The 11,829-nt window shown below is 61.1% G+C and carries 12 protein-coding genes; 9 read left to right on the plus strand and 3 right to left on the minus strand.

All coding sequences use genetic code 11. From position 1 onward, the window contains the following. Nucleotides 1-118: 118 nt before the first annotated feature. The 6 genes from secE (at nt 119) to ACP0KA_RS22020 (ending at nt 3,907) form a co-directional block, all read left to right on the plus strand. Nucleotides 119-313: a preprotein translocase subunit SecE gene (gene secE, locus ACP0KA_RS21995; RefSeq protein WP_424630839.1), complete on the plus strand. Its 195-nt coding sequence runs from the start codon at nt 119-121 to the stop codon at nt 311-313. Nucleotides 314-332: 19 nt separating this feature from the next. Then, nucleotides 333-866: a transcription termination/antitermination protein NusG gene (gene nusG, locus ACP0KA_RS22000; RefSeq protein WP_424630840.1), complete on the plus strand. Its 534-nt coding sequence runs from the start codon at nt 333-335 to the stop codon at nt 864-866. Nucleotides 867-1,039: 173 nt separating this feature from the next. Next, entirely contained in the window at nt 1,040-1,468 is a 429-nt protein-coding gene (gene rplK, locus ACP0KA_RS22005; protein WP_424630841.1) for a 50S ribosomal protein L11, read from the plus strand. Between the two features lie 6 nt (nt 1,469-1,474). Further along, nucleotides 1,475-2,167: a 50S ribosomal protein L1 gene (gene rplA / locus ACP0KA_RS22010; RefSeq protein ID WP_424630842.1), complete on the plus strand. Its 693-nt coding sequence runs from the start codon at nt 1,475-1,477 to the stop codon at nt 2,165-2,167. Nucleotides 2,168-2,259: 92 nt separating this feature from the next. Further along, on the plus strand, nt 2,260-3,210 hold the full coding sequence (locus ACP0KA_RS22015) for a 2-hydroxyacid dehydrogenase (protein WP_424630843.1): 951 nt from the start codon (nt 2,260-2,262) through the stop codon (nt 3,208-3,210). A 73-nt stretch (nt 3,211-3,283) separates the two neighbouring features. Then, nucleotides 3,284-3,907: an FMN-dependent NADH-azoreductase gene (locus tag ACP0KA_RS22020; RefSeq protein WP_424630844.1), complete on the plus strand. Its 624-nt coding sequence runs from the start codon at nt 3,284-3,286 to the stop codon at nt 3,905-3,907. Between the two features lie 3 nt (nt 3,908-3,910). Here ACP0KA_RS22020 and sigJ read toward each other — a convergent pair whose 3' ends face one another. From sigJ to ACP0KA_RS22035, 3 genes are read right to left on the minus strand one after another with little or no spacing between them, the layout of a single operon-like run. Beyond that, nucleotides 3,911-4,804 carry an RNA polymerase sigma factor SigJ gene (sigJ, locus tag ACP0KA_RS22025; RefSeq protein WP_424630845.1) on the minus strand — a complete coding sequence of 298 codons (894 nt, stop codon included), beginning with the start codon at nt 4,802-4,804 and terminating at the stop codon, nt 3,911-3,913. Further along, complete coding sequence (locus ACP0KA_RS22030) at nt 4,776-5,321, minus strand: hypothetical protein (protein WP_424630846.1); 546 nt, start codon at nt 5,319-5,321, stop codon at nt 4,776-4,778. Before ACP0KA_RS22030 ends, sigJ begins: the two co-directional genes overlap by 29 nt. Next, a complete protein-coding gene (locus ACP0KA_RS22035) occupies nt 5,314-5,691 on the minus strand; it encodes a hypothetical protein (RefSeq protein WP_424630847.1) in 378 nt (125 codons plus the stop codon). The genes ACP0KA_RS22030 and ACP0KA_RS22035 overlap by 8 nt, the downstream gene beginning before the upstream one ends. A 651-nt stretch (nt 5,692-6,342) precedes the next feature. Between ACP0KA_RS22035 and rplJ the strand changes: the two genes are divergently transcribed. The 3 genes from rplJ (at nt 6,343) to rpoB (ending at nt 11,823) form a co-directional block, all read left to right on the plus strand. Beyond that, complete coding sequence (rplJ, locus tag ACP0KA_RS22040; protein ID WP_424630848.1) at nt 6,343-6,861, plus strand: 50S ribosomal protein L10; 519 nt, start codon at nt 6,343-6,345, stop codon at nt 6,859-6,861. 52 nt (nt 6,862-6,913) lie between these two features. Further along, nucleotides 6,914-7,291 carry a 50S ribosomal protein L7/L12 gene (rplL, locus tag ACP0KA_RS22045; RefSeq protein WP_424630849.1) on the plus strand — a complete coding sequence of 126 codons (378 nt, stop codon included), beginning with the start codon at nt 6,914-6,916 and terminating at the stop codon, nt 7,289-7,291. A gap of 398 nt (nt 7,292-7,689) precedes the next feature. Next, complete coding sequence (rpoB, locus tag ACP0KA_RS22050) at nt 7,690-11,823, plus strand: DNA-directed RNA polymerase subunit beta (RefSeq protein WP_424630850.1); 4,134 nt, start codon at nt 7,690-7,692, stop codon at nt 11,821-11,823. Nucleotides 11,824-11,829: the final 6 nt, after the last annotated feature.

The raw sequence follows: 11,829 nt of genomic DNA on the forward strand, positions 1-11,829 counted from the left end.
CCGCTTGACGGCTCATCCTTCAAAAGAGGGTTGGGCGCACGAGAGGGCTGTCCGGATTCCTGACATTGGCTGACGCCTGGAACACGATTTCGGGCACTACGGACGCGGATCAAAGACGATGGCTACCAGCCCGTTCAAATTTCTGCAGGAAGTGCGCTCGGAGACCTCGAAGGTCGTCTGGCCGACCCGCCGCGAGACCATGATCACCACGGTGATGGTCTTCATCATGGTGGCGGCGTCGTCGATCTTCTTCTTCGTGTCGGACCAGCTTATCCGCCTCCTTATCACCTACATTCTTAGCATTCACGGCTAATGCGCGCAGGACCTGACCAATGAGCATGCGCTGGTACATCGTTCACGCCTATTCGAACTTCGAAAAGAAGGTCGCTGAATCCATTCGCGAGCAGGCCAAGCAGCGCGGGCTGGAAGAATTGTTCGAGCTGGTGCTCGTTCCGACCGAAAAAATCACGGAAGTGCGCCGCGGCCGCAAGGTCGACGCCGAGCGCAAGTTTTTCCCGGGCTACGTGCTGGTCAAGATGAACCTCACCGACGAGGCGTTTCATCTGATCAAGAACACTCCGAAGGTGACGGGCTTCCTCGGCGCGGAAAACAAGCCGATGCCGATTTCCGAATCTGAGGCCATGCGCATCCTGCATCAGGTGCAGGAAGGCGTAGAGCGCCCGAAGACCTCGGTCACATTCGAGGTGGGCGAGAACGTGCGCGTGGCCGATGGCCCGTTCGCGTCGTTCTCGGGCGTCGTGGAAGAAGTCGACGAGACGCGTTCGCGCGTGAAGGTTGCGGTGTCGATCTTCGGCCGCGCGACCCCTGTGGAACTGGAATTCGGTCAGGTCGAAAAGGTCGTCTGATCGCGTGTGCCGATTTTGTGATGGCCGGATCCTGTCCGGCCATGCAAAAAGGGCGGCTGGCAAGCTTGCCCCAAGACCCGTGGAAGGAGGCCGATGATCGCCAGTCATCTGCCGAACCGCACCACGGTCCCTGAAAGGTCCGGAATGGTCCGGGCCGCTTAGAGGAGTTAAGTATGGCAAAGAAAGTGACCGGATACCTGAAGCTTCAGGTGCCGGCCGGTGCGGCCAACCCGTCGCCACCGATCGGTCCAGCGCTTGGTCAGCGCGGTCTCAACATCATGGAATTCTGCAAGGCGTTCAACGCCCAGACGCAGAAGGAAGAAAAGAACACCCCGATTCCGGTGGTGATTACGATTTATGCGGATCGTTCCTTCACCTTCGAGATGAAGACGCCGCCGATGTCCTACTTCCTGAAGCAGGCGGCGAAGATCCAGTCCGGCTCCAAGGCTCCTGGCCGCGACAAGGCGGGCAAGGTGACTTCGGCGCAGGTGCGCGAAATCGCCGAGAAGAAGATGAAGGATCTCAACTGTGACACCGTCGAGTCGGCCATGCGCATGGTCGAGGGCTCTGCCCGTTCGATGGGTCTGGAAGTGGTGGGGTAAGCGGTCATGGCTGTTGGCAAGAAACTGGTCAAGGCCCGCGAGGGTATCGATCGCGAGAAGCTCTATCCGATCGCCGACGCGGTGAAGATGGTGAAGGAACGCGCCAAGGCGAAGTTCGACGAAACCATCGAAATCTCGATGAACCTCGGCGTCGATCCGCGTCACGCCGACCAGATGGTTCGTGGCGTCGTCACGCTGCCGAACGGCACCGGCCGCACCCTGCGCGTCGGCGTGTTCGCACGCGGTGCGAAGGCTGAAGAGGCGAAGGCTGCCGGTGCTGACGTTGTCGGCGCTGAAGACCTCGTTGAAAAGGTGCAGGGCGGCAACATCGATTTCGATCGTTGTATCGCAACCCCCGACATGATGCCGCTGGTCGGCCGTCTCGGTAAGGTGCTCGGCCCGCGCGGCATGATGCCGAACCCGAAGATCGGCACAGTGACCATGGACGTCACCTCGGCCGTGAAGGGTGCCAAGGGCGGTTCCGTCGAGTTCCGCGTCGAGAAGGCCGGCATCGTGCAGGCTGGTATCGGCAAGGCGTCGTTCTCGGAAGAGAAGCTCGTTGAGAACATCAAGGCACTGGCTGACGCGGTGGTGAAGGCCAAGCCGGCCGGCTCCAAGGGCACCTACGTCCAGCGCGTGGCGGTTTCGTCCACCATGGGCCCGGGCGTCAAGGTCGAGCCGAACAGCGTGATGTCCTGATCACCAGGCAGCGCTAGGTAAATGAATGCAAAGGCGGAGCAGGCAAAACCTGGTCCGCCTTTTTCTTTTAAAGTTCTGCTGGAAGTTGAGAAATGCCTGAGCAAGTCCTGATCTATTCGCGGTTTCCCAAGGCTCAACTGGTGCGCATCGGCGAGCACTACGACCTGCTGGACGGCATGGGAAAGCCGCCCATCGAGACGTTTTCTGCAGCCGAGCTTGCAAGCGTTCGCGCCTTGATTACCGCCGGTGGCCAGGGCCTTTCGCCCGCGGTGCTGGACTCGCTACCGTCGCTCGGCGCGATCATCTGCTACGGCACCGGCTATGACGGGGTAAATTTCGACGAGACGAAGAAGCGTGGCATCGTCGTCGGCAACAGCCCTGCGGCGAATGCGGCGTCGGTCGCTGACCTCGCCATGACGCTGATGCTGGCGACAACCCGCCGCCTGCTGCCGGCGGATGCCTATGTCCGCGACGGGCGATGGTTCAACAAGCAGCCGTCACCGCTGATGAGGCCACAGCCCGGCATGACCGGCCGCAAGATCGGCGTCTATGGCATGGGCGAGATCGGCCGCAAGATCGCTGTGCGCTGCGCGGCATTCGAAACGGAAGTGGCTTATTACAGCCGCAGTAAGCACGACGTGCCGTACGCGTACCATTCGAGTCTCGCCTCGCTGGCCGAATGGGCCGACATCCTGATGGTCGCCGTGCGTGCCGGTGCCGACACCAAACACGTTATCAATGCGGACATCCTCAAGCTGCTCGGTCCGCAGGGGACCATCGTGAACATCTCGCGCGGATCCGTGATCGATGAGAAAGCGCTGGTCGCAGCGCTTGAAAACAATGTCATCGCGGGTGCCGGTCTGGACGTTTACGAGACCGAACCCCACGCGCCGGATGCGCTGACGAAATTCCCGACAGTCGTGCTGACGCCGCATGTCGGCGGCCACACCATCGAATCCCACGTCGCGATGCAGAGCTGCGTGCTGGCCAATCTCGATGCGTTCTTTGCCGGCAAGGCGCTGCGCTACCCGGTGAACGTCTGATTGAATCAGATGGCGCGATGAATCGGTGGTTCGGCGATCACGCCGTCCACCAGGGCGGTTGAAAGGATTGAAAGTGCGGCTTTTGAGCATACTGACCTCTCCGAGGTCGGATTCCGTGTCGACAACGATCGTCGAGACGTTTCTCTCTGCATACCGTCAACGGCGGGCCGATCTGGTCGTCGATACGTTGAACGTTTGGAATGAGCAGCTTCCGGAGTTCGACGCCGAAGCCATCGGCGCCAAATACAAGGGCGTGTCCGGCACTCCGCTGTCGGATACTGAACAGGAGACGTGGGACAGCATCCAGCGCCTCGCGTCACGCTTCAAGAACGCGGACCGAATTGTCCTCGGCGTCCCGATGTGGAATTTCTCATACCCTTATAAATTCAAGCAGCTTGTCGATCTTTCCTGCCAAAGGAACATGCTGTTCACCTTCGATGGGAAGAACTACGGACCATCGTTGGCGATCGATAAGGCCCTCGTTGTGTATGTCCGCGGGCAAAGTGATGACGCGGGAATTAGCCATCTCGATCAACCCGGATTCGCGCACGTGAGCGACTACGTCAGCTTCTGGCTGAGGTTCATTGGCGTTCGGGACGTCGTCACGCTCAGCGTGGAGCACACGTGGGATGGTCGCGCCGTCGATACGGTTGCGGCCGCCAAGATCAGAGCCGCCGAGCTGGCGGATGCGTTCTGACTTCTAATGCTCTGGCGTTGCCGGGACATGCTGCAGCTTGTCAGGGTTCCGCACGAGATAAATGGCGGCGATCCGCTCGCCGTCCACCGCAAGCGTGAGCGTGTGATCGAGTTCGCCGTCGAGATAGACGAGGGCACCGACCGTGCCGTTGATGATCCGGGGGTCGACGCGCAGATCGTGACCGCCAATCTTCGACGCGAGCCCGATGAAGAAGCGTGCAACCTTTTCGGCGCCCATCACCGGGTTGAGGGCCGCGGTCTTGCGTCCGCCGCCGTCGGTGATGGCAATCGCGTCTTCACGCAGGAGCGCAGCAAGGCGGCTGACGTCGCCGCTGCGCACTGCCTCACCAAAGGCCTCAAGCAGTCGCGCATGAGTGTCAGGCGTGGCGACCGGAGCGGGGCGCTCGTCCCGCACCGCGCGCCGGGCACGTGCCGCGAGCTGACGGCAGGTTGCCTCGTTACGCTCGAGGACGCGCGCAATGTCGACGAATGGCGTGTCGAACACGTCGTGTAGCAGGAAGGCCGCGCGTTCCAGCGGCGACAGCCGATCGAGCGCCAGCAGCAGAGCGAACGACAGGTCGTCTGCAAGTTCTGTCGCTGCATCGGGCGCCAGGCCCTCGGTGTCGAACACAGGTTCGGGCAGCCATGGTCCGACATAGATCTCGCGCCGGGCGCGCGCGCTCTTCAAGCGGTCGAGGCAAAGGCGGGTAACGATCGTAACCAGAAACGCCTCGGGGTTCAGGACGCCCTGCGCGGTCGCAAACCGGAGATAGGCGTCCTGCACGACATCTTCGGCATCGCTGTGGCTGCCGAGCATACGGTAGGCGAGGCCGAGCAGGCGCCCGCGATAGGGCGCCATCGGATCGGCGTCACGCTGCCTGTTTGATGACGTCGACATTGTGCCCTTCCACCCTGATGCGCCGGCAGAGCGCTGCATATCCGAGCCCGGCCTTCAGCATTGGGAAAACCCGCGAAATGGTCAGCGCAAGGGTCAATTCGACGACGCCCTTATCGCTCCATTCGGCACGCACGACGTCGCGATATCCGTCTGCGTCGAGGGAGCGCTGCACTGTGGCACCGGCGAAGTGGAATGCGATAGCTGTCGGCCCGGTCATGGCTGAAACATCACCGCGCAATACCGCTTCTACCTGGTTGTTCGGCATGCCTGCTTCCAGCGCCATGTCGACCACGAGCTGCACGCAGGGACCGCAATCCTCTTTCAATGCGCCGACGAGCTTGGCCGCAAAGTAGGCTTCAACGGGAACGATCTCGCGATGCCGCGAGACAGCTGCGATCTTTGCAAACTTGAAGAACGCGGAGGGCGCCTCGTCCAGCATCAGCTCCAGATAACCGGCATCGTAATTGTAACGCTTGCTGAAGGCGCGCAGCACACGGCGCATAATGAATCTACGCAAGATGAACTCCTTTGTCGGGAATGGCGCAATAGAGAGCGAGGGCGGACGGAATGACAATCGCCAGAAGATCGAAGGTGGTGTGATGGCTATGGCCCGAGGCGATCGCCACGAGATGGATCAGGCCGTGCAGGGCGATGAAGGCCGCGCCCGTCACCGCAGCCGGCCAGTAGGCCGGGCGCCAGGTGCCGACCCCGAGGGCTATTCCGGCGACGAGAAACGCCGCGCCGATATCCAGGACAAAGTGCGGGTTATAGGGGCCGGTGTCGGTGACCCCCGGAAGGCTCGCGTACCAAAGCGGACCATTGACGAGCATGACCACTCCGTTCAGGGTGGTGGTGATCGCGAGGATTATTGCTATCAGTCGCTTCATGAGGACCTCCTGCGCCCAAGACGAGCCACGGGCGGGGAATGTGACGTCGGAAGCGAAAAAATCCGGCTGGGACGCCAAAAAACCTCCCGGGTGGCCCGAAACCTGCTTTCGGAACCCAGAATCCTCTTGGCAACGCCGTTCAGACTCGTTAAACAAGCCTTTCCGGGCGTGCTGGCTATCGCTGGCGCGTCCGTGCTCGTTTTCCGAAAATCAGGCCAATAGGAGACCATTCCTCGTCGATCATTCCGCATGGACTGCTCACAGGAACGGAAAACTTTGGCTTGGGATGACGAAAGCGAGTGGGGAGTCCCTCGGTTTTAAAAGGCCGGGACGGCTCCAATCCTGTCCAAGACTGCAGGTGCCGTCCTTCATCCTTCGGGATCAGAGGTCGGCTTAATTCCCTGCACAGACGGGTGAAAACCGGATTTCGTGATCCCGCCTCATGTTTTGTGGTGGGCTGCGGATTTGGTTCGAACCTCGACACCTCGTCGGAACGTGCCGCAAGGCCGGTCAGGCGAGAGGGCAGGCTTCCGAAATGTCGTCGTGCCCGACGTGTTGAGAGATGAATGTCTCGAGGCCAGGCGGGTGGGACGATCGGTGCAACCCGGCGGTCCTACCTCAAGGTAGATCGCCAACCGGAAAGAGCTTGCTGTGGAACGAGCGGCAAAAAAAGAGGCGGTCGAGTCGCTGAACGGGGTCTTCAAGACCACCAGCGTCGCGGTCGTTGCTCATTATTCCGGCCTGACCGTTGCCCAGATGCAGACCCTGCGCAAGCAGATGAAGCAGGCTGGCGCCTCGGTGAAGGTCTCGAAGAACCGTCTCGCCAAAATTGCTCTTGAAGGCACGGACGTCGTGTCCATCGGCTCCCTGTTGAAGGGGCCGACCGTGATCGCAACTTCAGACGATCCGGTCTCGGCGCCGAAGGTTGCCGTCGAATTCGCCAAAGCGAACGACAAGTTCGTCATCCTTGGCGGTGCGATGGGAACCACTGTCCTGAATCCCGACGCGGTGAAGGCTCTCGCCTCGCTGCCGTCGCTTGATGAACTGCGCGCGAAGCTCATCGGCCTCCTTGTGGCGCCGGCGACCAAGATCGCTCAGCTCTCCACCGCGCCTGCTGCGAAGCTGGCCCGCGTGGTTCAGGCATATGCCTCAAAGGGTGAAGCGGCGTAACGCTATTCACTATCTCAACTGGTTCGAACTAATACGCTGAAGGAAAGTTAAAATGGCTGATTTGCAGAAGATCGTAGACGACCTCTCGAGCCTCACGGTTCTCGAGGCTGCTGAACTCGCAAAGCTTCTCGAAGAGAAGTGGGGCGTTTCGGCTGCTGCCGCTGTTGCGGTGGCTGCTGCTCCGGGTGCCGGCGGCGGTGCTGCTGCTGCTGAAGAAAAGACCGACTTCACCGTCGTTCTCGCTTCGGCTGGCGACAAGAAGATCGAGGTCATCAAGGAAGTCCGTGCGATCACCGGTCTTGGCCTCAAGGAAGCCAAGGACCTCGTCGAAGGCGCGCCGAAGCCCCTCAAGGAAGGCGTTGCCAAGGACGAAGCCGAGAAGATCAAGGCTCAGCTCGAGAAGGCTGGCGCCAAGGTCGAGCTCAAGTAAGACGACGATATTTGTTCCGGCCGGTCATTCTCGATCGGCCGGACACATTAATGTGTGACGGTTCGATGATTGACCCCCTCGAATTGTTACGAAAACCGCCCATATAGGCGGAGGCACGAAAGGACGAATCGCCCTTTGATACCGGGACCGAGATCAAGGCGCGACGTTGGGAGACGAGCAATTTCGGGCTTTTGCAGTCCGTACAGTTTGTTTTGACGGGCAGGGCGCTACAGCGCCCCGCGCGTCATTTTGCGTCTTGGAATTCGGATCGGAACATTATTCCGCCGGGAACCGCAGGCGCCTGAAGTTTGGACGATTTGACAATTCAACCCGGGGGGCGGTGCCCATCGCACTCCGGAAGATGCCGCCACCCAGAGGCGGCGAAATGAGAGGCCACGATGGCGCAGCAGACGTTCACCGGTCGCAAACGCGTTCGCAAGTTCTTCGGACACATCAAGGAAGTCGCCGAGATGCCGAACCTCATCGAGGTTCAGAAGGCGTCCTACGACCAGTTCCTGATGGTTCAGGAACCCCAGGGCGGACGACTGGACGAAGGCTTGCAGGCAGTTTTCCGTTCGGTGTTCCCGATCAACGATTTCTCCGGCACCTCGCAGCTCGAGTTCGTCCGCTACGAATTCGAGCAGCCGAAGTATGACGTCGACGAGTGCCGCCAGCGCGGCATGACCTTTGCTGCGCCGCTGAAGGTGACGCTGCGTCTCATCGTGTTCGATATCGACGAGGAAACCGGCGCCAAGTCGGTGAAGGACATCAAGGAGCAGGACGTCTACATGGGCGACATTCCGCTCATGACGATGAACGGCACCTTCGTGGTCAACGGCACCGAGCGCGTCATCGTTTCCCAGATGCACCGTTCGCCCGGCGTGTTCTTCGATCACGACAAGGGCAAGACCCATTCGTCGGGCAAGCTGCTGTTTGCTGCGCGCGTGATTCCATACCGTGGTTCGTGGCTCGACATCGAGTTCGACGCCAAGGACATCGTGTTCGCGCGTATCGACCGCCGCCGCAAGATTCCAGTGACGTCGCTGATGTTCGCCCTCGGCCTCGACGGCGAAGAGATCCTGTCCACGTTCTACAAGAAGATCCAGTACAAGCGCACCAAGGAAGGTTGGCGCGTGCCGTTCGACGCGAACCGTTTCCGCGGCTACAGCACGATCAACGACCTGATCGATGCCGACAGCGGCAAGGTTGTGCTCGAAGCCGGCAAGAAGCTCACCGTTCGTGCCGCTCGCCAACTCCAGGAAAAGGGCCTCAAGGCGCTGCGTATGGTCGACGATGAACTCGTCGGCATGTACCTGGCCGAGGACCTCGTCAATCCGAAGACCGGTGAAATCCACGCCGAAGCCGGTGAGGAAATCACCGAGAAGCTGCTCAAGGCGCTGAACGAGGAAGGCTACAAGGAACTTCCGCTGCTCGACATCGACCACGTCAATGTCGGCCCGTACATCCGCAACACGCTCAACGCCGACAAGAACATGACGCGTGAAGACGCGCTGTTCGACATCTATCGCGTGATGCGTCCGGGTGAGCCGCCGACGCTCGATTCCGCGCAGAACATGTTCCAGTCGCTGTTCTTCGACGCAGAGCGTTACGACCTCTCGGCCGTCGGCCGCGTGAAGATGAACATGCGTCTCGAACTCGATGCGCCGGACACCATGCGTACGCTCCGCAAGGAAGACATCCTTTCGGTGATCAAGACGCTGGTCGATCTGCGCGACGGCAAGGGCGAAATCGACGACATCGACCACCTCGGCAACCGCCGTGTGCGTTCGGTCGGTGAGTTGATGGAGAACCAGTACCGCGTCGGTCTGCTGCGCATGGAGCGCGCGATCAAGGAGCGCATGTCGAGCGTCGATATCGACACCGTCATGCCGCAGGACCTGATCAACGCGAAGCCTGCTGCTGCCGCGGTGCGCGAGTTCTTCGGCTCGTCGCAGCTCTCGCAGTTCATGGACCAGACCAATCCGCTGTCGGAAATCACCCACAAGCGCCGCCTTTCGGCACTTGGACCTGGCGGTCTGACCCGCGAGCGCGCCGGCTTCGAAGTCCGCGACGTGCATCCGACGCATTATGGCCGTATCTGCCCGATCGAGACGCCGGAAGGCCCGAACATCGGTCTGATCAACTCGCTCGCGACCTTCGCGCGCGTGAACAAGTACGGCTTCGTCGAGACGCCTTACCGCAAGGTCAAGGACGGCCGCGTCACCGATGACGTGGTCTATCTGTCGGCGATGGAAGAGGGACGGCACTACGTCGCGCAGGCGAACGTGCCGCTCGACAACCGTGGCCGCTTCACCGACGACCTCGTGATCTGCCGTCACGCCGGCGAAGTTCTGCAGGTCACGCCGGATCGCGTCGACTACATGGACGTGTCGCCGAAGCAGCTTGTGTCGGTCGCCGCGGCGCTGATCCCGTTCCTCGAGAACGACGACGCCAACCGCGCGCTGATGGGCTCGAACATGCAGCGTCAGGCCGTGCCTCTGGTGCGCGCCGAAGCGCCGTTCGTCGGCACCGGCATGGAAGGCGTCGTGGCCCGTGACTCGGGCGCTGCGATCGCCGCACGCCGCACCGGCGTCATCGACCAGATCGACGCAACCCGCGTCGTTATCCGTGCGACGGAAGATCTCGATCCGACCAAGTCGGGCGTCGATATCTACCGCCTCATGAAGTACCAGCGCTCGAACCAGTCGACCTGCATCAACCAGCGTCCGCTGGTGAAGGTGGGCGATCACGTCAAGAAGGGCGACATCATCGCTGACGGTCCGTCGACCGATCTCGGCGAGCTCGCGCTCGGCCGTAACGTGCTCGTCGCGTTCATGCCGTGGAACGGCTACAACTTCGAAGACTCGATCCTGCTCTCCGAGCGGATCGTGAAGGAAGACGTCTTCACCTCGATCCACATCGAGGAATTCGAAGTCATGGCCCGCGATACCAAGCTGGGTCCGGAGGAAATCACGCGCGACATTCCGAACGTGTCGGAAGAAGCGCTGAAGAACCTCGACGAAGCCGGCATCGTGTACATCGGTGCGGAAGTCCGCGCCGGCGACATCCTTTGCGGCAAGATCACCCCGAAGGGCGAAAGCCCGATGACGCCGGAAGAAAAGCTTCTGCGCGCCATCTTCGGTGAAAAGGCCTCCGACGTTCGCGATACGTCGCTGCGCGTGCCTCCGGGCGTGCAGGGCACGATCGTGGAAGTGCGTGTGTTCAACCGTCACGGCGTCGACAAGGACGAGCGTGCGCTGGCGATCGAGCGCGAGGAAATCGAGCGTCTTGCCAAGGACCGCGACGACGAACAGGCGATCCTCGACCGCAACGTCTTCGGCCGTCTGGCCGAGTTGCTCGAAGGCCGTCAGGGTATTGCCGGTCCGAAGGGCTTCAAGAAGGACACCAAGATCACCCGTGCGGTGCTGGATGAATATCCACGGTCGCAGTGGTGGCAGTTCGCTTCGCCGAACGACAAGTTGATGTCCGAAATCGAAGCGATGCGGAAGCAGTACGACGAGTCGAAGAAGGGGCTTGAACAGCGCTTCCTCGACAAGGTCGAAAAGCTCCAGCGCGGTGACGAACTCCCGCCCGGCGTGATGAAGATGGTCAAGGTCTTCGTCGCGGTGAAGCGCAAGATTCAGCCCGGCGACAAGATGGCCGGCCGTCACGGCAACAAGGGCGTGGTGTCGAAGATCGTTCCGATCGAAGACATGCCGTTCCTTGAGGACGGTACGCATGCTGACATCGTGCTGAATCCGCTCGGCGTGCCATCGCGCATGAACGTCGGGCAGATTCTCGAGACGCATCTCGGCTGGGCCTGCGCAGGCCTCGGCAAGCGGATCGGGCAGGCGGTCGATGCCTATTACCATGGCAGGACCGAGGGCAAGGCCGACATCAAGCCGCTCAAGGAGACCTTGAAGAAGGTCTACGGCGAGGACGAGACCATCAAGACGCTCAACGATCAGGAGCTGGTGGAGCTCGGCCGCAACCTGCGCGCCGGTGTGCCGATCGCGACGCCGGTGTTCGACGGTGCGAAGGAAGCCGATATCGAGCAGATGCTCGAGTTGGCCGGCCAGAACAAGTCGGGTCAGTCGACCGTCTATGACGGACGCACGGGCGACCAGTTCGACCGCAACGTGACGGTGGGCTACATCTACATGCTGAAGCTGCACCATCTCGTGGACGACAAGATCCACGCACGTTCGATCGGCCCGTACTCGCTCGTCACCCAGCAGCCGTTGGGCGGCAAGGCGCAGTTCGGCGGACAGCGTTTCGGCGAAATGGAAGTGTGGGCGCTCGAAGCTTACGGCGCGGCTTACACGCTCCAGGAAATGCTGACCGTGAAGTCGGACGACGTGGCCGGCCGTACCAAGGTGTACGAGGCCATCGTGCGCGGCGACGACACGTTCGAAGCGGGTATTCCGGAATCCTTCAACGTTTTGGTCAAGGAAATGCGTTCGCTCGGCCTCAACGTCGACCTGCACAATTCCAAGCTGGGTCCGGCGCCGACGTCCGAGGCTGCTGAGTAATCAAGA

Origin of the sequence: Bradyrhizobium sp. SYSU BS000235 (genome assembly GCF_049747295.1) — a bacterium.
Classification (GTDB): domain Bacteria; phylum Pseudomonadota; class Alphaproteobacteria; order Rhizobiales; family Xanthobacteraceae; genus Afipia.

What these genes read in the sequence shown, in the direction of transcription:
- rplK (WP_424630841.1), top strand. Translation starts at nt 1,040, where the DNA reads ATGGCAAAGAAAGTGACCGGATACCTGAAGCTTCAGGTGCCGGCCGGT.
- ACP0KA_RS22015 (WP_424630843.1), top strand. Translation starts at nt 2,260, where the DNA reads ATGCCTGAGCAAGTCCTGATCTATTCGCGGTTTCCCAAGGCTCAACTG.
- rplL (WP_424630849.1), top strand. Translation starts at nt 6,914, where the DNA reads ATGGCTGATTTGCAGAAGATCGTAGACGACCTCTCGAGCCTCACGGTT.
- nusG (WP_424630840.1), top strand. Translation starts at nt 333, where the DNA reads ATGAGCATGCGCTGGTACATCGTTCACGCCTATTCGAACTTCGAAAAG.
- rplA (WP_424630842.1), top strand. Translation starts at nt 1,475, where the DNA reads ATGGCTGTTGGCAAGAAACTGGTCAAGGCCCGCGAGGGTATCGATCGC.
- ACP0KA_RS22035 (WP_424630847.1), bottom strand. Translation starts at nt 5,691, where the DNA reads ATGAAGCGACTGATAGCAATAATCCTCGCGATCACCACCACCCTGAAC.
- rpoB (WP_424630850.1), top strand. Translation starts at nt 7,690, where the DNA reads ATGGCGCAGCAGACGTTCACCGGTCGCAAACGCGTTCGCAAGTTCTTC.
- secE (WP_424630839.1), top strand. Translation starts at nt 119, where the DNA reads ATGGCTACCAGCCCGTTCAAATTTCTGCAGGAAGTGCGCTCGGAGACC.
- sigJ (WP_424630845.1), bottom strand. Translation starts at nt 4,804, where the DNA reads ATGTCGACGTCATCAAACAGGCAGCGTGACGCCGATCCGATGGCGCCC.